Raw genomic sequence first — 22,714 nt, forward strand, 5'->3', positions numbered from 1 at the left:
CGCAGGTCCAGCCCCCTTACGGCCTCCAGTGTGGCCCCGTTATGCCGGCACTTCGCGGCGGTCGGCGCTCCACAGCGTGTGGAAGCGCTTGTCGGGGTCCTCGTCGATGCGCCCGTAGGTGTGCGCGCCGAAGAAGTCCCGCAGACCCTGGGTGAGCGCGGCGGGCAGCCGCTCGGTGCGCAGCGCGTCGTAGTAGGACAGCGCCGAGGAGAAGCCGGGGATCGGGATGCCCAACCGGGTGGCCGTGACCACGACCCGGCGCCAGCCGTCGATGGCGGCCTCGATCGCGCTGCGGAAATACGGCGCGACGATCAGGGTCGGCAGGTCGGGGTTCTCGTCGAAGGCGTCCTTGATCCGGTTGAGGAACTTGGCCCGGATGATGCAGCCGCCGCGCCAGATGGTGGCCAGGTCGCCGGGGGTGATGTCCCAGCCGTATTCGGCGCTGCCGGCCTGGATCTGGTTGAAGCCCTGCGCGTAGGCGATGATCTTGGACGCGTACAGGGCCTGGCGGATGTCCTCGGTGAACTGTGCTGCGTCGCTTGGCTTTTCGCCGAGCCGGCCCGACGCCAGCCCGGTGGTGGCCCTGCGCTGGGCCACCGAGCCCGACAGCGCGCGGGCGAACACCGCCTCGGCGATGCCGGTCACCGGCACGCCGAGGTCCAGCGCCGATTTGACCGTCCAGCGGCCGGTGCCTTTCTGTTCGGCCTCGTCGAGGATGAGGTCGACGAGCGGCTTTCCGGTCTTGGCGTCGGTCTGGCGCAGCACCTGCGCGGTGATCTCGACCAGGAAGCTGTCCAGGTCGCCGGAGTTCCATTCGTCGAACACGTCGGCGATCTGCTCGGCGGTCTTGCCCAGCGCGTCGCGCAGCAGCTGGTAGGCCTCACCGATCAGCTGCATGTCGGAGTACTCGATGCCGTTGTGCACCATCTTGACGAAGTGCCCGGCCCCGTCGGGGCCGATGTGCGTGCAGCACGGCACCCCGTCGACGTGCGCGGAGATCTCCTCGAGCAGCGGGCCCAGCGACCGGTAGGACTCGGCCGGGCCGCCGGGCATGATCGACGGGCCGTTGAGCGCGCCCTCCTCGCCGCCGGAGATGCCGGCGCCCACGAAGTGCAGGCCGCGTTCGCGCATCGCCTGCTCCCGGCGGATGGTGTCGGTGTAGAGGGCGTTGCCGCCGTCGATGATGATGTCGCCGGGCTCCATGGCGTCGGCGAGCTCGTTGATCACCGCGTCGGTGGGGTCGCCGGCCTTGACCATGATCAGCACGCGGCGCGGTTTTTCCAGCGCGTCGAGGAATTCGGCGATGGTTTCGCAGCGCACGAACTCGCCCTCGTCGCCGTGCTCTTTCAGCAGCGCGTCGGTTTTGGCGATCGACCGGTTGTGCAGCGCCACGGTGTAGCCGTGCCGGGCGAAATTGCGGGCGATGTTCGAACCCATCACGGCCAGCCCGGTGACGCCGATCTGGGCGGTGCCGGTGGTGGGACGCGACGGGGTAACCGACGAACTCATGTCTTCGCCTCTCAATTGGGGTCTCGGCAAAAAGCTTTCGGTGACACTGTGGCACAGCGCCCGATCACCGGGTGACCGGTCCCGGCGGCATCAGAGGTTGAGCAGGCGTTCCAGCTCGGTCAGCCACGGCACCGCTAGGGCGACGGTGGGCACCACGAACACCGCCGCGGCGGCCAGGTAGGCGGCCGCCGAGAGCAGGCGGCTGTTGCCGCGCCCGCCGAGCCGGCGCACCCGGACCACGGTGCTGGGCCGCCGGCGGCCAGCGCGCCGGACGGCGCCCGCCCGGATGCGCAGGCGACCAGCGCCCGGGCCAGGGGAGCGCGGCCGGCGGCGCGCACGGCGGCGTCGTCGGCGAGCAGCTCGACCAGCAGCTGCACCGCGCCCAGCGCGTTGGCGCTGCGCACCAGCCGGGGGAACGCGGCGTGCACCGCGGTGAATGCCTCGAGCACCAGGTCGTGGCGGGCCCGCAGGTGCGCCCGCTCGTGGGTGAGGATGGCGGACACCTCGGCGTCGGCCAGGGTGCTCAGGGTGCCCTCGCTGACCACCACCCGGCTGCGCACTCCCGGCAGACAGTAGGCCAGGGGTTGCGGGACGTCCAGCACCCGCAGATCGCGGGTGCGGCTGCAGGGCTGGGACAGCGCGGCGCCGTGGCCCATCCCGACCAGATCGACGACCATCCGGTGATGGGCCCGCCGGCGGCGATTGGCGATGGCCACCCGCACCACCGCGACCATCAATCGGGCGCCGACCAGCACGGTCAGCGCGAAGACGCCGATGTATGCCGTCCACAGCGGCCACCCGAGGCGGCCCTCGGCGCCGAGGATGCTGGTGGTGGGCCGGCCGTCGGGACCGGGCACCAGCACCCGGGTGGCGATGGCGATCCCGGCGCTGAACGCCGAGAGGACCGCGGCCAGCGCGACGGCCTGCCACAACACCATCGCGGCGCGGGGAGCGCGCAGCGGCCAGCGCGCGCGGGCCAGCATCGCCGGCACCGGGCCGGTTAGCAGCACCGCGAGAATGGTGAAGGCCAGGGCGGACACCCTGTTAGTGTCCCTCAGCCCTCCGGGCCGGCGCCAGCAGATGCCGGGTTATTGCGTTGATTGGCTTCCAGTTCGGCGAGTGCGCGGCGCAGCGCCTCGGCCTCGTCGGCGCCGACGCGCTCGACGAAGTGCACCAGGGCGGCCTGCCGGCTGCCGGAGTCCTCGGCTTGGGCCAGCGCGTCCACCATCAGGCCGGCCACCAGCTCGTCGCGGCCGTGCACCGGGGCGTACCGGTGTGCCCGGTCGTCGCGGATCTGGGAGACCAGGTTCTTCTTGGCCAACCGTTGCAGCACGGTCATGATCGTGGTGTAAGCGAGGTCACGCTGGGCCGACAACGCCTCATGGACCTGGCGAACGGTCTGAGGTTCGGGGGTGGACCACAGGTGGTCCATGACGGCCCGTTCCAGATCCCCCAGCCGTGTCAGTTTGGCCATAGTTCGTTCCATCTCCTGAGCGTCGAAACCAGCGTACTCCGGCTTACTACCGGCGGTCGTACGGAACGCTGACAAATGCCTGTGCCGGCCACCGTGGGCGGCACCCGCCCGCACCGGCCCCGCACCGGATCCCGGGGGTTTTCCGGGGCTTTCCGGTGCGTCCCGGGACTTTCCGGGACTTTCCCGGACTTTCCGGGACAAGTTGAACAATACCCCTTGCGAAGTTAGGGCAGCCTTGCCTATTCTAAATCCCGTCGAGCGATAACGGACCGCGTGAGAGTCCTGAGGGCTGCAGTGACCCCCGGTCTACTCGATCGGCGAGCCCCGTGCCCTGTGCACGGGGCTCAGCCGTTTCTGGGGCCGGTATCGGCGACATCGCCGTCCCGCCGCGCCGGCCCGCCCGGGCGATGGTGTAGACACGGGAGCGTGTCAGAGCCGCAGGAAGCGATCATCCCGCCCGACTTTTCCGCACCCTTCGACCGCGAGATCGGGCTGCAGTTCACCGAACTCAGCCCCGACGGCGCCCGCGCCCGGCTCGAAGTCACCCCGAAGTTGTTGCAGCCCATGGGACTCGTCCACGGCGGCGTCTACTGCTCGATGATCGAAAGCATGGCCAGTGTGGCCGCCTACACCTGGCTGGCCACCCGCGGCGGCGGGAATGTGGTGGGGGTCAACAACAACACCGACTTCTTGCGTTCCATCGGCTCGGGCACGGTGTACGGCGTGGTCGAGCCCATCCACCGGGGCCGCAGCCAGCAGCTGTGGTTGGTCACCATCACCGACGACGACGACCGGGTCGTCGCCCGGGGTCAGGTGCGGCTGCAGAATCTCGAGGTTCGCAATACCTGATCGGCGCACGCCGAAAACCCCAGGAATCATGCTGGCGAGCAACGCCTTAGCCCGGGGTTCACTGAAGGCCATTGTGCCGCAACGGGTTTGGTCGATGCGGCCGGGCGGCTAGCTGGCTCGCCGGGCCGCGGGCCGCTTGGTCTCGGCGGCCAACACCGCCAGCTGTTCGAGGCGGGTACGGGCGAACGCCTGCTGCTCGGTGATGGTGAGCTGGCCGCGCCGGGTGCTCAGGAAGGTCACCGTCCAGGACAGCAGGGTGCTGACCTTGGTCTTGAAGCCGACCAGATACACCAGGTGCAGCACCAGCCACGCGAACCAGGCGAACAGGCCGCTGAATTCCAGGGGGCCGATCTTGGCGACGGCCGAGAAGCGCGACACCGTGGCCATCGAGCCCTTGTCGAAGTACTGGAACGGCTCCCGCTCGGCCGGATCGGCGCCGCCCAGTTCGGCCTTGATCGTGTTGGCGACGTACTTGGCGCCCTGGATGGCGCCCTGCGCCACGCCGGGCACGCCCTCGACGGCGGCCAGGTCGCCGATCACGAAGACGTTGGGGTGGCCGGGGATGGACAGGTCGGGCAGCACCTTGACCCGCCCGGCCCGATCGAGCTCGACCGTCGACTGCTCGGCCAGGTCGCGGCCCAGCGGGCTGGCCGATACGCCGGCGGACCACACCTTGCAGGCCGATTCGATGCGTCGGACGGTGCCGTCGGAGTCCTTGACGGTGATGCCGTTGCGGTCGACGTCGGTGACCATCGCGCCCAGCTGGATCTCCACCCCCATCTTCTCCAGCCGATCGGCGGCGCGCTTGCCCAGCTTGTCGCCGAACGGCGGCAGCACGGCGGGCGCGGCGTCGAGCAGGATGACCCGCGCCTTGGTCGGATCGATGTGCCGGAAAGAGCCCTTGAGCGTGTAGGTCGCCAATTCCGCGATCTGGCCGGCCATTTCGACGCCGGTGGGGCCCGCCCCGATCACGGTGAAGGTCAGCAGCTTGGCCCGTCGTTCCGGATCGCGGGACCGCTCGGCCTGTTCGAACGCGCTCAGGATCCGCCCGCGCACCTCGAGCGCGTCGTCGATGGACTTCATGCCCGGCGCGAACTCGGCGAAATGGTCGTTGCCGAAATACGACTGGCCCGCGCCGGCGGCGACAATCAAAGTGTCGTAAGGAGTTTCGTAGGTGTGGCCGAGCAGGTCGGAGACGACGAACTTGCCGGCCAGGTCGATGTGGGTGACGTCACCGAGCAGCACCTGCACGTTGCGTTGCCGGCGCAGCACCACCCGGGTGGGTGGGGCGATGTCGCCCTCGGACACGATGCCGGTGGCCACCTGGTACAGCAGCGGCTGGAAGAGGTGGTGGGTGGTGCGGGCGATCAGTTTGATGTCGACATTGGCGTGCTTGAGCTTTTTCGCCGCGTTCAGGCCGCCGAACCCTGACCCGATGATGACGACTTGATGCCGACGCTCGGGTCCAGCTGTGCTTCCTGAATGGGGGCTCATGTTTCCGCTGCTCCTGACGGGGGCTTCTGGACGCGCGACTGCACTCAGCCACCACGCTAGTCAGGCGAATACCCCGAAACCTAACTCACAACATGTGTAATCAACCACACCAGCAGTATCACTCCAGGTCGACAGCGCACGGTGTGGCGAAGTTATCAGCCGACGAATCATCCGGCCGTTATTGCGGCGAACCTTCTCCCGCGCAGTGGTCGTGGCCCTCTTGAACCGTTCCGCCGGGTACCCGCGCCAGCGCCGCCGCCTCGGCCTCCTCCCGGGTCGGCCCCCAGGCCCCGAAGTATTTGGATTTGGACGCGTTCAGCACCAGCGCCATGCAGCCACCCTGGCCGCTGGCCAACAGGCGGCAGTCGCTGATGCTCTTGCGGCAGGTGTCCATCGCCGCCTTCTCCGCCGCGCCCTGGCTCGCGGCGCCGTCGGCAATGCTGATGTGCCCGGTGGAATCGGAGATGGCCATCGCGATCCCGTTGTTGTCGGCATGCGCGACGGCCGTCGCGGCGAACGCCACCCCGACGGCGATCGCCGCCGCCGATGCTCGTTTGGTCATGGCCTTCCCGGCTTTACTTCCGCGCTGCGCGGTTGTGGCGCAGGTGAACGCTGCTAACGGAAGTATCGCCGCGCCGCGAGCGATCCGCGACTCGGGGGTGCTCCGGCCTCAACGCCTATGCGCCGACGAGCGGGCGCAGCGCTTCGCCGGCGGCCTGGACGATGCCGGGGGTGTAGAAGGGCAGGTTGATGATCACGCTGTCGATTCCGGCGTCGATCACCTTGGTCTTGATCTGGTCGGCGACCGAATCCGGGTTGCCGACCACCATGCGCTGGGTCATCTCGGCGGGGATCTGATCGAGGCTCGCGTTGTCGTCGATCATCACCGTGGTCAGAGTGCTGGTTTCCAGGGTCGCGGGATCGCGGCCCACCTCCTCGCAGGCCCGCCGCACGGCGTCCAGCTTGCGGGGCAGCTCGTCGAACCCGGCGATCACGTTGAGGTGGTCGAAATGCCTTGCGGCAAGCGGGATCGTCTTCTTCTCGCCGCTGCCGCCGATCATCAGCGGAATGCGGTCCCGGTAGCGGGGATTCGCGAACGCATCGCTGGCGCGGTACCACTTGCCCTCGAAGGTTGCCCGCTCGCCTCTGATCATCGGCAGGATGATCTCCAGTGCCTCGTCCAGCCGATTGAACCGGTCGGTGAAGGTGCCGAATTCGAAGCCCAACTGGTCGTGCTCGAGCTGGAACCAGCCGGTGCCGATGCCCAGGATCGCGCGGCCCTGGCTCACCACGTCCAGCGTGGTGATGATCTTGGCCAGCAGGGTGGGGTTGCGGTAGGTGTTGCCGGTGACCAGGGTGCCCAGCTGGACCCGCTCGGTGGCCGTGGCCAGCGCCCCCAGGGCGGTGTAGGCCTCCAGCATCGGCTGATCGGGCGACCCCAGCATCGGCAGTTGGTAGAAGTGGTCCATCACGAAAACCGAATCGAATCCGGCGGATTCGGCCTCGCGAGCCTGGGCGATGACGGTGGGGAAGAGCTGTTCGGCGCCGGTGCCGTAGGAGAAGTTGGGAATCTGCAGACCAAGTCGGATAGCCACGGTCATCACCGTAACGATCGGGCCGGTCGGCGAGAAGGGTGCGGCGTTACGCCTCAGGCGAAATGCGCCAGCGCGCCGTGGCTGACATGCAGGGTCTGGCCGGTGATGTGACGTGCGGCCGGACTGGTCAAAAACAGCGCCAGGCGCGCGACCTCCGCGGCCACCGGCGCGGGGCTGCGGGAGAGCCCGTCGTAGCCCGGCTGGGCGCCGCGCCCGCTGGCCACCGCGTTGACGGTGATGCCGCGGGTGCCGAACACGCTTGCCTGTCCCGCCGTCCAATTCGACAGCGCCGCTTTGACCGCGGCCTGGGCGCTGCCCGCGGGCGGGTTTTCCGGCACCACGCTGATGATCGAGCCGCCCGAGCGCAGGTGATCGCCCACGGTCTGAACCGTCAGCGCGGCCGAAAGCACCGTCGCGTCAAGGGCATTGCGCCATGCGCTGGCCGTGTCGGCGATCGAGTAGGTGCGCGGATCGCCGGCCTCCCAGCTGGGTGCCGGCACGTGGACGATGGTGTCCAGGTGATGCGGGAACAGCGGGCGGGCCTGTTCCAGGGCGGCCGGGTCGGTGGTGTCGCAGACGATCGCCTCGGCCTCGAGCTCCTTGGCGGCGATCTCCAGATCGCTCTTGCGCGCACCCACCAGGGTCACTTTGTGGCCGTCGTCGCGGAAGCCCTCGGCCACCGCGCGTCCCAGCTCGGTGTCTCCGCCGGTAACCAGCACCTCCACCGCCATGACCTCCTCGTCCTCAACCGGGAACCCGGGCGCTGGCGGTTCGGCGCGGTAGCAACACCGCGGCCCCCGTCAACGGCCTGAGATCCCAGCGCGTGATGGCATCAGTTCCAGATATGTTACTGGACGGTAGCTAGTCGGGGAAATTCCGACCGCCGCGACGCGCGGAACATTTGGATAACTATTTCGGGACGGCCCGGGCACCGCTGTCTTGTGCCTTGCTTGCGGAGACAGCACCGCCACGCGGCCCGCATCAGCGTCGGGCTAGGGTGCTTTTATGCGGCGGATCGGGATCCTGACCGGGTTGCTGTCGGTGGTGCTGATTGCCGGTATGACCGGGTGTGGCTCCAAATCCCAGCCGCCGCCGACCGCGGGCAAACTGATGGTGTTCGCGGCCGCGTCACTGCGACCGGCGTTCACCAAGATCGCCGAGCGGTTCAAGGCCCAAAACCCCGGTACCGGAATCGAATTCGAGTTCGCCGGCTCCTCCGAGCTGGCCACCCAGCTGACCCAGGGAGCGACGGCCGACGTGTTCGCCTCGGCCGACATCGCGCAGATGGACGTCGTCGCCAAGGCGGGCCTGCTCGCCGCCGACCCGACGAACTTCGCCTCCAACACCCTGGTCATCGTCACCGCGCCGGGCAACCCGAAGCGGATCGGGTCGTTCGCCGACCTGACGAGGCCCGGGCTGACCGTGGTGACCTGCCAGCGGCCGGTGCCCTGCGGGGCGGCGGCCCACCGCGTCGAGGACAGCACCGGCGTGCACCTCAACCCCGTCAGCGAGGAGCCCAGCGTCACCGACGCCCTCACCAAGGTCACCAGCGGCCAGGCCGACGCCGCGCTGGTCTACGTCACCGACGCCAGGACCGCGGGGAGCAAGGTGGCGACGGTGAATTTTCCGGAGGCCGCCGGCGCGGTGAACGTGTACCCGATCGGAGTGTTGAAGCAGGCGCCGCTTGCCACCCAGGCGCGGAATTTCGTCGACCTGGTGACCTCCCCGCCCGGGCAGCAGATCCTGGCCCAGGCCGGCTTCGCCAAACCCTGACCGCGCACGGCGCCAAGGACAAAGCCGAAATTCCTGCGATTGCGCGCCGCCGGCGGCACCTCATATTTCCCACGCGATCCCTCTTCGCGTTGCATATTTGCGGACGACCTCGCGAATCGACCGCGCGGGCTTAGCCGAATCGCTAGCATCCTGACCGTGGCAGGGGAGGACCTTCGATCACCGCATTGTCGCGCGGTCAAACTTCCTGCGCCGCTGGGTTAACCAAGTAGCGGGTATCGGCAACGCAAGGGAGTTCGGCATGGCGGTCCGTGGCATCAGGGCACTCAAGAAAATCATGCAGACAACATTCGATCCGGAGCTGGTCGTTCCGGACGAAGCCAGGGTTACGGAATTCACCGGCGACAACAGCTTGTCGCGGAAAGACCTTTCTCAGCATCCAATTCCCCCGGGTTCCCTGACATGGAAGTATTGGGGACGGCTTGATGTGATCTTTTTCGGCAGCGGAGTCGTGGGCACCATTGCCGGGGCGTGGCCGCAGATGGCGAAAGCGACCTCGAGTTCCGTTCTTTTTACCGGTGACAGTTCGTTCGGTGCACGCTCCAAGATATATAAGGTACGGCGTCAGAGATCTCGTGAGTACATCTATGGCACGGTGTACGACGCGCCGGAGGATGCGAAGAAATACGGCCTGAAGACTCGGAACATGCACAAGTCCATCAAGGGCACCCTGCAGGAAGGCACCTTTCATGCGTTGAACGCCGACACCTTCTATTTTGGGCATGTCACCTTTTTCTATCATCTGTTGCTCAAGGTGGTTGAGCAGCTGTATTTCGACGGGGCCATGCCGCGTGCGATGAAGGAGCAGATATTCGAGGAATCCAAGGAGTGGTACAGCATGTGGGGGGTGGACGACAGTCCCCAGCCGGCCACCTACGACGATTTCGAGCGGTATCTGGACAACATCGAGCGCAATCATTTGGTGAACTCTCAGGTGACCCAGGTCATGCTGGAGCAATTCATGGAGCGCCGCGTGCCGCCGCGGTGGTGGCCTCCGGTCATGAAGAAGTTCGTGTGGCCCTGGGTGGCGGGTCGGCGGCAAGTCGTCGTCAACAGTTTCCCGCCCCACGTGCAGGAGCTGTTCAATTTGGAGTGGACCCCCGAGGACGAGGAGATCGCGCGCCGCTTCATGCGGATGTATCGACGGCTGTACGCGATTCTCGAGCGTGTTGTCCCGCTGAAGTTCCTGTACTTGCCAATTGCCGTCGAAGGCTTCAAACGGGAAGGGGTCGATCCGCGCAAGATCACCCTGGAGTCCGCACAGCAAGCACTCCGGGAAAATCGCGCTCGCCGCGCCGCGCGGGAAAATGCGTCAGCAGACGAGACCAATGGGGTGCTCGCGTCCGGCTAATAAGGCGCCGGTCCGCGTCGGACCCCCGGGGGTCCTCTTTCGCCCGTCTCGGCCGTACCTGACATGCTGTGCAGCGAATAACCGGCGGCCCCACCTATTCGTCGGCGGGCCGAACGAGGCAGACAAGGCAAAGGGGTAGGCATTAGCAGACGCGGCACGGCGCTGCCCCGCTGGGTGTACCTTCCCGCGGCGGCCGGGACCATGTTCGTGGTGCTGCCGTTGTTGGCGATCGCGGTCAAGGTGGACTGGCCGCACTTCTGGTCGCTGATCACGAGCCCGTCGTCGCGCACGGCGCTGCTGCTGAGCCTGAGGACCGCCGCCGCCAGCACCGCGCTGTGCGTGGCGCTGGGGGTGCCGATGGCGCTGGTGCTGGCCCGCGGCGGGACACGGCTGGTCCGGTCGCTGCGGCCCCTGATCCTGGTGCCGTTGGTGCTGCCGCCCGTGGTGGGCGGGATCGCGTTGTTGTATGCGTTCGGTCGGCTCGGGCTGCTGGGGCACTACCTGGAAGCCGCGGGTATCAGCGTTGCGTTCAGCACCACCGCCGTGGTGCTGGCGCAGACCTTCGTGTCGCTGCCGTTTCTGGTGATCTCGCTCGAGGGCGCGGCGCGCACCGCGGGCGCCGATTTCGAGGTGGTGGCCGCGACACTGGGCGCGCGACCCACCACGGTCTGGTGGCGCGTCACCCTGCCGCTGCTGTTGCCCGGTGTCGTGTCCGGGGCGGTGCTGGCGTTCGCCCGCTCGCTGGGTGAGTTCGGCGCGACGCTGACCTTCGCCGGATCACGGCAGGGCGTCACCCGCACCCTGCCGCTGGAGATCTACCTGCAGCGGGTGACCGACGCCGACGCGGCCGTGGCGCTGTCCATCCTGTTGGTGGTGGTGGCGGCCGTGGTGGTGCTGGGGCTGGGCGCTCGCCGGCTGACCGGGACCGACGCCAGGTAGCCGCCGGCCATGAGCGAATTGCAGCTGCGCGCGGTCGTCTCGCAACGGCGCTTCGAGGTGGAGTTCTCGGTGGCCGCCGGGGAGGTGCTGGCGGTGCTGGGTCCCAACGGCGCGGGCAAGTCGACGGCCCTGCACGTCATCGCCGGGCTGTTGCGCCCCGACCGTGGGCTGGTGCGGCTGGGGAACCGGGTGTTGACCGACACCGCGGCCGGGATCGACGTGCCGACGCACGACCGCCGAGTCGGGCTGCTGCTGCAGGACGCCTTGCTGTTCCCGCATATGAGCGTCGCCGCCAACGTCGCGTTCGGGCCGCACAGTCGCCGGCCGATGTGGCGCCGGGGCCGCCGGGCGGAGAAGGCCACCGCCTTGCGCTGGCTGCGGGAGGTGGACGCCGAGCCGCTCGCCGACCGAAAACCGCGACAACTCTCCGGCGGGCAGGCGCAGCGGGTCGCGATCGCGCGGGCGCTGGCCGCCGAACCCGACGTGTTGCTGCTCGACGAGCCGTTGGCCGGTCTCGACGTCGCGGCGGCCGCGGCGATCCGGTCGGTGCTGCGCAGGGTCGTCACCCGCATCGGCTGCGCGGCGATGCTGGTCACCCACGACCTGCTGGACGTGTTCACGTTGGCCGATCGGGTGCTGGTGCTCGAATCCGGCAGGATCGCCGAAATCGGCCCGGTGGCCGACGTTTTGACCGCGCCGCGCAGTCATTTCGCGGCCCGGGTCGCGGGGGTGAACCTGGTCAACGGGACCGCCGAGGGCGACGGTGCCCTGCTCGCGCGCTCCGGTGCCCGCTGGTATGCCGCCCCGGCGGCGCCCGCCGGCCAGGTCGCGTCCGGCCAGCGCGCCGTCGCGGTTTTCCCGCCGACGGCGGTGGCCGTCTATCGCGAGCAGCCGCACGGCAGTCCCCGCAACACCGTCGAGGTGACGGTCGCCGAGATGGACGTGCGCGGGGCGGCGGTGTTGGTGCGCGGCGCTCAGCAACCCGACGGCGCGCCGGGGCTGGCGGCCGAGATCACCGTGGACGCCGCTTCGGAATTGCGGTTGACGCCGGGGGACCGGGTGTGGTTCTCGGTCAAAGCCCATGAAGTGGTGCTGTATCCGGCAACGGCCGCGGCGGAACGCTGAACGGCGCCCGCCCGGCGCGGCCGCGCTCCGCAGATTGCACATTGGCAACATCAGTGAAACCGCACTGCATTAGTCCGCAATGCTCCTTGCGTCACAGCGGTAACACGGTAGGTTCGTCGCCATGGATCAGGTGGAACCGACCTCGACACGCCGCAAAGGACTGTGGACGACGCTGGCGATCACCACGGTGAGCGGCGCCAGCGCCGTCGCCATCGCGTTGCCGGCGACCTCGCATGCCGATCCCGAGGTCCCGACCCCGGTCCCGCCGAGCACGGCGACCGCCCCGCCCGCCGCGCCGGCGCCCAACGCGCAACCGGCACCCGCCGCGCCGGCGCCCAACGGGCAAACGGCACCCGCCGCCCCGGCGCCAAACGGGCAACCGGCGCCGGCGGCTCCGGCGCCGAATGATCCCAACGCGGCCCCACCACCGGTGGGGGCACCGCCGAACGGGGCACCGCCGGCGCCGCCGAACGGGGCACCACCGCCGCCCGTCGACCCGAACGCGCCGCCGCCCCCGCCGGCCGACCCGAACGCCGGGCGGATCCCCAACGCCGTCGGCGGGTTCAGCTACGTGCTGCCCGCCGGCTGGGTGGAGTCCGACGCGTCTCACCTCGACTACGGCTCGGCGCTGCTGAGCAAGGTCACCGGCCCGCCGCCGATGCCCGACCAGCCGCCCCCGGTTGCCAACGACACCCGCATCGTGATGGGCCGTCTCGACCAAAAGCTTTACGCCAGTGCGGAAGCCAACAACGCCAAGGCCGCGGTGCGGCTGGGCTCGGACATGGGCGAATTCTTCATGCCCTATCCCGGCACCCGCATCAACCAGGACAGCACCCCGCTCAACGGCGCCAACGGAAGCACCGGCAGCGCGTCCTACTACGAGGTGAAATTCAGCGACGCGTCCAAGCCGAACGGTCAGATCTGGACCGGCGTCATCGGTTCGGCCAACGGCGGCAACGCGCAACGCTGGTTCGTCGTCTGGCTGGGCACCTCGAACGACCCGGTGGACAAGGTCGCGGCCAAGGCGCTCGCCGAGTCGATCCAGGCGTGGACGCCGCCGGCCGCCCCGCCGGCGGCTCCGGGCGGACCAGGGGCACCGGCTCCAGCGGCTCCAGGCGCGCCGGCGGCTCCGGCTCCAGCAGCCCCGGGGGCCCCGGCGGCACCGGGCCAGGCGCCGGCCGTCGAGGTCAGCCCCACCCCCACACCGACACCGCAGCAGACCCTCTCGGCCTGAGCGACCGACGAGTCCGGGCCGTCGCGTCGGCAACCGGTTGATCAACCGTCGCCGATTCGTCACTCGATTCGTGACCCAAACTGGGTATACCGAAGTGACGGCCCAGCAAACAGCTGGGCTTTGCCAGCGATTGCGAGGAGATCCTCATGGACGTCACTGCTGCCACCGAATACCTGGCCCGCTCCACCACGCTGACCAGCGTCGGCATCATCGGCTACATCATCATCGGCGGCCTGGCCGGTGCCCTGGCCAGCAAGATCGTCCGGGGTAGCGGCGCCGGCATCCTGATGGACATCGTGATCGGCATCGTCGGCGCGCTGATCGGCGGCTTCATCCTGAGCTTCTTCGTCAACACCGCGGGCGGCGGGCTCATCTTCACCTTCTTCACCGCGCTGCTCGGTTCGGTGATCCTGCTCTGGATCGTCGGCATGGTGCGCAGGACGTAATCGCCTTAACCCGTTGCGGCCGTGGTGGTTAGCGGCATGATGGGGTGATGTCTTCTCCGGTGACCACCACGGCGATGCGCGCCTGGCGGGTGCGTCGGCCCGGTCCGATGGACACTCATCCGCTTGAGGAAGTGACCACCGAGGTGCCGCGCCCCGGGCCGTCCGACCTGCTGGTCGCGGTGCGTGCGTGCGGCGTGTGCCGCACCGATCTGCATGTCACCGAGGGCGACCTACCCGTGCACCGCGACCGGGTCACGCCCGGTCATGAGGTGGTCGGCGAGGTCATCGAAGTCGGCGCCGAGGCCGGCGACGAGTTCGGCGTCGGGGACCGGGTGGGCATCGCCTGGCTGCGCCACACCTGCGGGGTGTGCAAATACTGCCGGCGCGGCGACGAGAACCTGTGCCCCGAGTCCCGCTACACCGGCTGGGACGCCGACGGCGGATACGCCGAATTCGCGACCGTGCCAGCGGCTTTCGCGCACCCACTGCCCGGCGGTTATAGCGACAGCGAGCTCGCGCCGCTGCTGTGTGCGGGCATCATCGGCTACCGGGCGCTGCTGCGCGCCCAGCTACCGCCGGGCGGACGGCTGGGCCTGTACGGTTTCGGCGGCAGCGCGCACATCACCGCGCAGGTCGCCCTGGCGCAGGGCGCCGAGGTGCACGTGATGACCCGCGGCGAGCGGGCCCGCGAGCTGGCGATCGAACTCGGCGCCGCCTCCGCGCAGGGCGCCGCCGACCCGCCGCCCGTCCCGCTGGACGCCGCCATCCTGTTCGCCCCCGTCGGCGATCTGGTACTGCCCGCGCTGGCGGCGCTGGACCGCGGCGGCACCCTGGCGATCGCCGGCATTCACCTGTCCGACATCCCGTCGCTGAACTACCAGCGCCACCTGTTCCAGGAGCGCCAGGTGCGCTCGGTCACCTCCAACACCCGGGCCGACGCGCGGGCCTTCCTCGACTTCGCGGGCACGCATCACATCAGCGTCACCACGCCGGAATATCCCCTCGGACAAGCGGATCGGGCGCTGGCGGATCTGAGCGCCGGGCGCATCGCCGGTGCGGCGGTGCTGCTGGTCTGAGCAGCCTCGGCCCTCAGGTGGACAGATGCCAGACGAACGCGGCCGCCAGCGCACCGAGCCCGTTCAGTGACCAGTGCAGGGCGATGGGCGCGATCAGGCTGCCGCTGCGCCGGCGCAGCCAGCTGAACACGAACCCGGCGGCCCCGGTGGCCAGCACCGCCCCGGTCACCCCGGCCATCATGCCCACCATCCCGCCGCCGAACAGTCGGGTGAACCCGACGTTGCCGCTGGTCAGGCCGAATGACGTGGCAACGTGCCACAGGCCGAACAGCAGCGAACCCGCCAGGGCGACGCCGCGGAAGCCCCAGGCCCGGTTGAGGGCGCCGTGCAGCACGCCGCGGAAGGCCAGCTCCTCGGGGATGACGGTCTGCACCGGGATGACAACCATCGAGGCGATCATCGCCCCGGAGATGGTGGCGTAGCGGTTGTTCATGAACATCGGCCGGGTCGCCGGCAGCAGCACCCCGATCGCGATCACCGCGGCCACCACCGCCACGGCGGCCAGCGCATAGCCCACTCCGGATTTCCAATGGTCACGGCCCAGCCCGAGGTCGGCCCAGCCCAGCCCGCGATAGCGCATCAGGATGACCAGCCCGACGGCGGCGGCGGGGACGGTGCCGATGCTCGCCCACGGCGTGGTGAAGTGCGCGACCAGGTTGGTCAGGACCAGCACCACCACAACGACGGCGATGTCGAGATGGATCCGGAACCGGTGCAACCCGGGGGGCTGGGACGCCTGCAGGTCGGCTGTCGCGGTGGCGTCACGCATCCGGCCAGTTTACCGGCGGCCAACGGCGCGAGGGGGCATGCGATTGCCGTCACGCGAATCTCCGCCGCTCGACTCCCAGGTCCAATGGGTCGTCTCGCTCCCGTCACTCACTACGTGAGTTCCGCTCGCTCGGCTCCCAGGTCCAATTGGCGATCGCCGGGTCGTCCTCGCCGTGCTCGCGGGTGTACATCCGCGCGGCGAGCCGGGCGTCGACCATGCGCTGGCGCAGCATCGCGGCGCGACTGGCCAGCCCCTCCACCCGGTCGAGCACGTCGATGACGAGGTGGAAGCGGTCCAGGTCGTTGAGCATCACCATGTCGAAAGGCGTTGTGGTGGTGCCGCGTTCCTTGAAGCCGCGCACGTGCAGCTGCGCGTGATTGGCGCGGCGATAGGTGAGCCGGTGGATCAGCCAGGGGTAGCCGTGGTAGGCGAAGATGACCGGCCGGTCCCTGGTGAACAGCGCGTCGAATTCGCGGTCCGGCAGCCCATGCGGATGCTCGGAGTCGGGCTGCAGCCGCATCAGGTCGACGACGTTGACCACCCGCACCGCCAGGTCGGGTAGCTCCCGGCGCAGGATGTCGGCGGCGGCCAGCGTCTCCAGCGTCGGGATGTCGCCCGCGCAGGCCAGCACCACATCGGGTTCGGCGCCAATCGATCGGGCGGTGCTGGCCCAGTCCCAGATGCCCAGCCCGCGGGTGCAGTGCGCGATCGCGGCGTCCATGTCCAGGTAGGCCAGCGCGGGCTGCTTGCCGGCGACGATCACGTTGATGTAGTCGCGGCTGCGCAGGCAGTGATCGGCCACCGACAGCAGCGTGTTGCCGTCCGGCGGCAGGTACACCCGGGTCAGCTCGGCGCGCTTGTTGGCGACCAGGTCGATGAACCCGGGGTCCTGATGCGAGGCGCCGTTGTGGTCCTGGCGCCACACGTGCGACGTCAGCAGGTAGTTCAGCGACGCGATGGGTCGCCGCCACGGCAATTCCCGGCTGGTGGCAAGCCATTTCGCGTGCTGGTTCAGCATCGAGTCGACGATGTGCACGAACGCCTCGTAGCAGTTGAAGAGGCCGTGCCGCCCGGTCAGCAGGTAGCCCTCCAGCCAGCCCTGGCACAGGTGCTCGGAGAGCACCTCCATCACCCGGCCGTCGGGCGCCAGGTGCTCGTCGTCGGGCTCGGTCGCCGACAACCACACCTTGTCGGTGGCGCCGTAGACGGCGTCGAGCCGGTTGGAGGCGGTCTCGTCGGGCCCCATCATCCGGAACCGGTCTTTGTTGCGGGCGATCACGTCGCGCAGGAAGGTGCCCAGCACCCGGGTGGCCTCGTGGGTGACCGACCCCGGCCGGGACACCGGCACCGCATAGTCGCGGAAGTCGGGCAGGTCGAGGTCGTGCAGCAGCAGCCCGCCGTTGGCGTGCGGGTTGGCGCTCATCCGGCGATCACCGATGGGCGCCAGCGCCCGCAGCTCGGCCCGCAGCCGCCCGTCGTCGTCGAACAGCTGCTCGGGACCGTAGCTGCGCAGCCACTCCTCGAGCTGGGCGCGGTGTTCGGGGTTGTCGTGCGTCTCGGCGAGCGGCACTTGGTGCGACCGCCAGGTGCCCTCAACCCTCTTGCCGTCCACCACCTTCGGCCCGGTCCAGCCCTTGGGGGTGCGCAGCACGATCATCGGCCACACCGGCCGCTGCACCTCACCGCCGCCGCGTGCCGCGCCCTGGATGGCGGCGATGCCGTCGAACGCCTCGTCGAGGGCGGCGGCCAGCTGACGGTGCACGTCGGTCGGATCGTCACCGGCGACGGTGATCGGCCGGTAGCCGTAGCCGCGCAACAGCGCTTCCAGCTCGGTGTGCGGGATGCGGGCCAGCACGGTCGGGTTGGCGATCTTGTAGCCGTTGAGCGCCAGGATGGGCAGCACGGCGCCGTCGGTCACGGGGTTGAGGAATTTGTTGGAGTGCCAGCCGGCGGCCAGCGGCCCGGTCTCCGCCTCGCCGTCGCCGATGACGCAGGCCACCACCAAGTGCGGGTTGTCGAAGGCGGCGCCGTAGGCGTGCACCAGCGCGTAGCCCAGCTCGCCGCCCTCGTGGATCGATCCCGGCGTCTGGGCCGCGACGTGGCTAGGAATGCCGCCGGGAAAAGAGAACTGCCGGAACAGTTTTCGCAATCCCTCGGCGTCCTCTTCGATGCCGGTGTACACCTCGCTGTAGGTGCCTTCCAGATAGGCGTTGGCGACCAGGCCCGGCCCGCCGTGCCCCGGTCCGGTCACGTAGATGACGTCGGCGTCGCGGTTGCGGATGATCCGGTTCAGGTGCGCGTAGACGAGGTTCAGCCCGGGCGTGGTGCCCCAGTGCCCCAGCAGCCGCGGCTTGACGTGCTCGGCGCTCAGCGGCTCTTTGAGCAGCGGGTTGTCCAGCAGGTAGATCTGCCCCACCGACAGGTAGTTGGCGGCGCGCCAATACTTGTCGATGAGGTCCAGTTCGCGGTCGGAGAGCGGAGATCCGGCGGGCGTGGTGGTTGAGGTTTCTAGGCTCACCGAGCCGATTCTGCGCGCCTTCGGTGAAGAATGCTCGTCCCCGGCTACTGTTCGCCGCGGGCCCGCGCCTCGTACGCCTGCCGTTTTTCCACGTCGACGGCGTCGGTGAAGACATGTTCGCCGCCGAGCAGCCGGTTCAGGCCCTCCGACAGCGCGCGCGGCATGAACTTCTGCGAGGCGATGATCGCGCCCGCGGTTCTGGTGACCCGCACTCGTGGCCGCGGGTGGGCCACCAGCTTGACGATCGCGTCGGCGATGTCGGACGGTTCGGCGTTTCTGACGCCCTTGGCGCCCGACGTGCCCGCGATCAGTTCGGTGTTCACGAACGTCGGCTTGACCACCGAGAACTTCACCCCGGACCGGCGGTATTCGATGCGGGCGGCGTCGGTGAAGCCGACGACGGCGTGCTTGCTGGCGCAGTAGGTGGCCGCCCCGGCCAGGTAGGTCTCGCCGGCCAGCGAGGCGACGTTGATGACGTGTCCCCGCCCGCGCGGAATCATCCGCGCCAGCGCCAGCTTGCTGCCCAGGATCACGCCGTAGACGTTGATGTCCAGGATCCGTCGGGTGACGGCGTCGGACTCGTCGACGACCCGGCCGAGCGGCATGATGCCGGCGTTGTTGACCAGCACGTCGATCGGGCCGAGCTGGCGCTCGACCTCGTCGAGGAAATCGGAGAACGAGTGCGGGTCGGTGACGTCGAGCTTCCCGTAGACGTCCAGGTCCAGCGCGGCGCCGGACTCCTTCACCCGCACCTCGTCGATGTCGCCGATGGCCACCTTGGCGCCCAGCTTGTGCAGCGCGGTCGCGGTGGCCAGCCCGATCCCGCGGGCCCCGCCGGTGATGACGACGACCTTGTCCCGCACCTTCAGCCCGATCGAAGCGGTGTCTGCCATCTGCCCTCCAGATTCTTGACGGGTGTCAACATCGACGGGCTAAGCACAGCACTCGGCGTCGGCCCGCGCAACAAGCGGCCGGTCGGTGGCCCCCGGTCAGCGCAGCGCGAGCCACACCAGGCTGGCGCCGCCGGCCACGGCGCAATAGATCGCGAACGGCGTCAGCGTTCGGGTCTGGAAGTACCGGGTGAGATAGCGCACCGCCAGGTAGGCGCACACGAACGAGGCGACGCTGCCGGCCAGCACCTGCCCACCGATCCCGGCGCCGAGCGGCCCGAACAGCTCCGGGATCTTGTACACCCCGGCGGCCAGGATGATCGGCGTCGCCAGCAGGAACGAGAAGCGGGCGGCGTCCTCGTGCGACAGGCCGCGCCACAACCCGGCCACGATGGTGATGCCGGAGCGGCTGATGCCGGGCAGCAGGGCGAGGATCTGCGCAGCGCCGATCAGCACGCCGCGGCGCAGCGGAAGTTGGGCGAGGCGGTTGTCGGAGGCCTCGTCGCCGTGCTGCTGCTCCGCGTCGGGCACCGCGGGCTCATCCGCCACCGGCGCGACGCGTCGGCGCAGCACCTCACCGGCATACAGCGCGACGCCGTTGAGCAGCAGGAAGGCCGCCGCCGGGACGGGCTTGCCGAGGGTGGTGCGGAACAGCTGCTCCAGCGCCAGCCCGGCCAACCCCACCGGGATGGTGCCCACCACGATCAGCCAGGCCAGCCGCTCGTCGGGGGTGCGGATGCGGCGATGCCGCAGCGAGGAGAAGAAGCCGGCCAGGATGCGCACCCAGTCGCGCCAGAAGAAGACCAGCAGCGCGGCCGCGGTGGCCACGTGCAGGCCGACGATGAACGCCAGGTAGGGCGATCGGTGGGCCGACACGCTCAGGTCCTGCGCCCAGCGCCCGCCGACCAGCGCCGGCACCAGCACCGCGTGGCCGAGGCTGGAGACGGGGAACAGCTCTGTGACGCCCTGGAAGGCGCCGACCACCACGGCCTCGACGTAGCTCAGGTGCGCGGTCATAAGGGGATGCCTCCATCGGACGACAGGTCGCGGATCGGCCTGTGACGATAGCCGACCGCCCGCCGCGGCGAGCGGCGCAGGGCCGATGCGCGCCGAAACAGCTTGCCCGCCCGGCATTTTGGGCCGGCGCGGTATCCCGATGGCGCGCTCAACGCCCGCCGCGCGGCGGCCTGACCAGGCGGGTACGGTGTGCAGATGGCCGACCGGTTGCTCGACGCCGTGCGCGTCCTGGACTTGTCGAACGGCGTCGCCGACGCGGTCACCCGGCTGTTCGCCGACCTCGGCGCCGACGTCCTCAAGGTCGAGCCGCCGGGCGGCTGCCTGGGGCGTGACGCGCTGCCCACGCTGCGCGGCGCCAGCATTCCGTTCGCCGTGCACAACGCCAACAAGCGCAGCACCGTGCTGGACCCGTTCGACGACGAGGACTGCGCCCGCTTCCTGGACCTGGCCGCCGACGCCGACATCGTCGTGGACACCGGCGTCGACGAGCGCGGCGCCATGTTCGGCACCTCCGCCGAGGAGCTGGCCGCCCGCTACCCGCACCTGGTGGTGCTGTCGATCACCGATTTCGGCGCCACCGGCCCGCGCTCGTCGTGGCGCGCCACCGATCCGGTGCTGTATGCGATGTGCGGGGCGCTGTCGCGATCCGGCCCCACCACCGGCACTCCGGTGTTGCCGCCGGACGGCATCGCGTCGGCAACCGCGGCCGTTCAGGCTGCGTGGGCCGCACTCGCTGCATACTACAACCGATTACGTTGCGGCACAGGCGATTACATCGACTTCTCGTGGTTCGACGCCGTCGTGATGGCGCTCGACCCGGCGTTCGGCGCGCACGGGCAGGCCGCCGCCGGCATCCGGCGCAGCGGGCGGTGGCGGGGCCGGCCGAAGAACCAGGATGCCTACCCGATCTATCCGTGCCAGGACGGCTACGTCCGGCTGTGCGTGATGGCGCCGCGGCAATGGCACGGGCTGCGCCGCTGGCTGGGGGAGCCGGAGGACTTCCAGGATCCCAAGTACGACGTGATCGGCGCGCGGTTCGCGGTGTGGCCGCAGATCAGCGAGCTGCTGCAGAAGCTGTTCGCCGGGCAGACCATGAAGGATCTGGTGGCCGCCGGCCAGGCGCACGGGGTTCCGATCGCCGCGGTGCTGACGCCGTCGCAGATCCTGGGATCCGACCACTTTCAGGCGGTGGGCGCCATCACGGACGCCGAACTCGTCCCCGGCGTGCACACCGCCGTGCCGAGCGGATATTTCGTCGTCGACGGCCGGCGCGCGGGCTTTCGCGCGCCGGTGCCCGCCGCCGGCCAGGACGAACCGTACTGGCGCGGCGCCCCGTCGGTGGTGCCGTCGCCGGTGGGCCGGCTCGGCGACCATCCCTTCGCCGGCCTGCGCATCCTGGACCTGGGCATCATCGTCGCCGGCGGCGAGCTGAGCCGGCTGTTCGGTGACCTGGGCGCCGACGTCATCAAGGTCGAGAGCGCGGACTACCCCGACGGGCTGCGCCAGGCCCGCGCCGGCGAGGCCATGGGCGAGTCGTTCGCCTGGACGCACCGCAACAACCGGGCGCTGGGACTGGACCTGCGCAGCGCGCAGGGCAAGACGATCTTCGCCCGGCTGGTGGCCGAGGCCGACGCGGTGTTCGCCAACTTCAAACCGGGAACCCTTGCCGCACTGGGTTTTTCCTACGAACAGCTGCGCGCGATCAACCCGCGGATCGTGCTGGCCGAAAGCAGCGCCTTCGGCGACACCGGGCCGTGGAGCACCCGGATGGGCTACGGCCCCCTGGTGCGCGCCACCACCGGGGTGACCCGGTTGTGGACGTCCGACGATGCGCGGGAACACGACGACGACGGCCGGCACGCGTTCTACGACGCGACGACGATCTTCCCCGATCACGTGGTAGGGCGGGTCACCGCGATCGCGGCGCTGGCCGCCCTGATCCACCGCGACCGGGCCGGCGCCGGAGCCCACGTGCACATCTCGCAGGCCGAGGTGGTGGTCAACCAGCTCGACACGCTGTATGTCACGCAGGCCGCGCTGGCCGCCGGTGTGGCCCAGATCCGCCCGGACACCGGCCTGCACGCGGTCTACCCTTGCGCCGGGGACGACGAGTGGTGCGTCATCTCGATCCGGTCGGATGACGAATGGCGGCGCGCCGCTTCGGTTTTCGACCACGCCGAATGGGCGGACGACCCCCGCTTCGGCACCGCGGAGGCGCGGCTGGCCCATCGCCGCGAGCTGGTGGAGCTGGTCTCGGCATGGACCCGCACCCGCACCCCGGTGCGGGCCGCCGAGCTGCTGCAGGCGGCCGCGGTGCCGGCCGGCCCGATGAACCGCCCGCCGGACATCCTGGAGGACCCGCAGCTGATCGCCCGCAACCTCTACCGCCCGATGCGGCATCCGCTGATCGACAACCCGCTGCCGGCCGAGACCGGCCCGGCGCCGTTTCGCCACATCCCGCCGGCCCGCCAGGCCCCGGCGCCGCTGCCCGGCCAGGACACCGTGGCGATCTGCCGCGACCTGCTGGGCATGAACACCGCCGACATTCGGCGGCTGATCGACGAGCGGGTGCTGTTCGGGCCCGCCGACCCGGCCGGTCCGGCGCCGGGGCCGACGGCCCGGCCGGATTCATAGCCA

Annotated in this window: 19 protein-coding genes and 1 pseudogene; 9 read left to right on the forward strand and 11 right to left on the reverse strand. The window is 69.7% G+C overall.

Features of this window, described 5'->3' with window-relative positions; all coding sequences use genetic code 11:
- Nucleotides 1–39: 39 nt before the first annotated feature.
- The 3 genes and pseudogenes from gndA to NF20_RS03815 all read right to left on the reverse strand — a co-directional run bounded on the left by gndA (nt 40) and on the right by NF20_RS03815 (nt 2,983).
- Complete coding sequence (gndA, locus tag NF20_RS03805) at nt 40–1,509, reverse strand: NADP-dependent phosphogluconate dehydrogenase (protein WP_031344201.1); 1,470 nt, start codon at nt 1,507–1,509, stop codon at nt 40–42.
- Nucleotides 1,510–1,599: 90 nt separating this feature from the next.
- A pseudogene (locus tag NF20_RS03810) lies at nt 1,600–2,549 on the reverse strand (M56 family metallopeptidase).
- 14 nt (nt 2,550–2,563) lie between these two features.
- The gene (locus NF20_RS03815; RefSeq protein ID WP_003876524.1) at nt 2,564–2,983 is read right to left on the reverse strand and encodes a BlaI/MecI/CopY family transcriptional regulator; all 420 of its coding nucleotides are present in this window, start codon (nt 2,981–2,983) and stop codon (nt 2,564–2,566) included.
- Between the two features lie 426 nt (nt 2,984–3,409).
- On the opposite strand from NF20_RS03815, the gene NF20_RS03820 reads away from it, so the two are divergent.
- Entirely contained in the window at nt 3,410–3,832 is a 423-nt protein-coding gene (locus NF20_RS03820; RefSeq protein ID WP_003876525.1) for a PaaI family thioesterase, read from the forward strand.
- Between the two features lie 108 nt (nt 3,833–3,940).
- Here NF20_RS03820 and NF20_RS03825 read toward each other — a convergent pair whose 3' ends face one another.
- From NF20_RS03825 to NF20_RS03840, 4 genes are all read right to left on the reverse strand, one after another.
- Nucleotides 3,941–5,326 (reverse strand): NAD(P)/FAD-dependent oxidoreductase, encoded by a 1,386-nt coding sequence (locus tag NF20_RS03825; protein WP_003876526.1) that lies wholly within the window; start codon nt 5,324–5,326, stop codon nt 3,941–3,943.
- A 178-nt stretch (nt 5,327–5,504) separates the two neighbouring features.
- Nucleotides 5,505–5,888, reverse strand: coding sequence for a DUF4189 domain-containing protein (locus NF20_RS03830; RefSeq protein ID WP_019732045.1), 384 nt, complete (start codon nt 5,886–5,888; stop codon nt 5,505–5,507).
- 115 nt (nt 5,889–6,003) lie between these two features.
- Nucleotides 6,004–6,927, reverse strand: a complete 924-nt coding sequence (locus NF20_RS03835; protein ID WP_019732046.1) for an LLM class F420-dependent oxidoreductase — start codon at nt 6,925–6,927, stop codon at nt 6,004–6,006.
- 47 nt (nt 6,928–6,974) lie between these two features.
- A complete protein-coding gene (locus tag NF20_RS03840; protein ID WP_019732047.1) occupies nt 6,975–7,652 on the reverse strand; it encodes an SDR family oxidoreductase in 678 nt (225 codons plus the stop codon).
- A 274-nt stretch (nt 7,653–7,926) separates the two neighbouring features.
- On the opposite strand from NF20_RS03840, the gene modA reads away from it, so the two are divergent.
- The 7 genes from modA (at nt 7,927) to NF20_RS03875 (ending at nt 14,883) form a co-directional block, all read left to right on the forward strand.
- The gene (gene modA, locus NF20_RS03845) at nt 7,927–8,694 is read left to right on the forward strand and encodes a molybdate ABC transporter substrate-binding protein (RefSeq protein ID WP_019732048.1); all 768 of its coding nucleotides are present in this window, start codon (nt 7,927–7,929) and stop codon (nt 8,692–8,694) included.
- A 259-nt stretch (nt 8,695–8,953) separates the two neighbouring features.
- On the forward strand, nt 8,954–10,063 hold the full coding sequence (locus NF20_RS03850) for an oxygenase MpaB family protein (protein ID WP_023871168.1): 1,110 nt from the start codon (nt 8,954–8,956) through the stop codon (nt 10,061–10,063).
- A gap of 201 nt (nt 10,064–10,264) precedes the next feature.
- Nucleotides 10,265–11,002 (forward strand): ABC transporter permease, encoded by a 738-nt coding sequence (locus NF20_RS03855; RefSeq protein ID WP_085989644.1) that lies wholly within the window; start codon nt 10,265–10,267, stop codon nt 11,000–11,002.
- Nucleotides 11,003–11,011: 9 nt separating this feature from the next.
- Nucleotides 11,012–12,127 carry a sulfate/molybdate ABC transporter ATP-binding protein gene (locus NF20_RS03860; RefSeq protein WP_023861663.1) on the forward strand — a complete coding sequence of 372 codons (1,116 nt, stop codon included), beginning with the start codon at nt 11,012–11,014 and terminating at the stop codon, nt 12,125–12,127.
- 121 nt (nt 12,128–12,248) lie between these two features.
- Entirely contained in the window at nt 12,249–13,361 is a 1,113-nt protein-coding gene (locus tag NF20_RS03865) for an alanine and proline-rich secreted protein Apa (protein ID WP_033717215.1), read from the forward strand.
- Nucleotides 13,362–13,507: 146 nt separating this feature from the next.
- Nucleotides 13,508–13,807 (forward strand): GlsB/YeaQ/YmgE family stress response membrane protein, encoded by a 300-nt coding sequence (locus tag NF20_RS03870; protein WP_003876535.1) that lies wholly within the window; start codon nt 13,508–13,510, stop codon nt 13,805–13,807.
- A gap of 47 nt (nt 13,808–13,854) precedes the next feature.
- A complete protein-coding gene (locus NF20_RS03875; RefSeq protein WP_031347966.1) occupies nt 13,855–14,883 on the forward strand; it encodes a zinc-binding alcohol dehydrogenase family protein in 1,029 nt (342 codons plus the stop codon).
- A 13-nt stretch (nt 14,884–14,896) separates the two neighbouring features.
- Here NF20_RS03875 and NF20_RS03880 read toward each other — a convergent pair whose 3' ends face one another.
- The 4 genes from NF20_RS03880 to NF20_RS03895 all read right to left on the reverse strand — a co-directional run bounded on the left by NF20_RS03880 (nt 14,897) and on the right by NF20_RS03895 (nt 20,077).
- On the reverse strand, nt 14,897–15,652 hold the full coding sequence (locus NF20_RS03880) for a CPBP family intramembrane glutamic endopeptidase (RefSeq protein WP_023861661.1): 756 nt from the start codon (nt 15,650–15,652) through the stop codon (nt 14,897–14,899).
- 103 nt (nt 15,653–15,755) lie between these two features.
- Nucleotides 15,756–18,170, reverse strand: coding sequence for a phosphoketolase (locus NF20_RS03885; protein ID WP_023861660.1), 2,415 nt, complete (start codon nt 18,168–18,170; stop codon nt 15,756–15,758).
- A 44-nt stretch (nt 18,171–18,214) separates the two neighbouring features.
- Entirely contained in the window at nt 18,215–19,063 is an 849-nt protein-coding gene (locus NF20_RS03890) for an SDR family oxidoreductase (protein ID WP_011725097.1), read from the reverse strand.
- A gap of 96 nt (nt 19,064–19,159) precedes the next feature.
- Nucleotides 19,160–20,077 (reverse strand): undecaprenyl-diphosphate phosphatase, encoded by a 918-nt coding sequence (locus tag NF20_RS03895; RefSeq protein WP_023861659.1) that lies wholly within the window; start codon nt 20,075–20,077, stop codon nt 19,160–19,162.
- A 189-nt stretch (nt 20,078–20,266) separates the two neighbouring features.
- Here NF20_RS03895 and NF20_RS03900 point away from each other — a divergent pair, with 189 nt between their 5' ends.
- On the forward strand, nt 20,267–22,711 hold the full coding sequence (locus NF20_RS03900; RefSeq protein ID WP_033712997.1) for a CaiB/BaiF CoA-transferase family protein: 2,445 nt from the start codon (nt 20,267–20,269) through the stop codon (nt 22,709–22,711).
- Nucleotides 22,712–22,714: the final 3 nt, after the last annotated feature.

The sequence above is a fragment of the Mycobacterium sp. MAC_080597_8934 genome (assembly GCF_000523975.1).
Classification (GTDB): Bacteria; Actinomycetota; Actinomycetes; order Mycobacteriales; family Mycobacteriaceae; genus Mycobacterium; species Mycobacterium avium.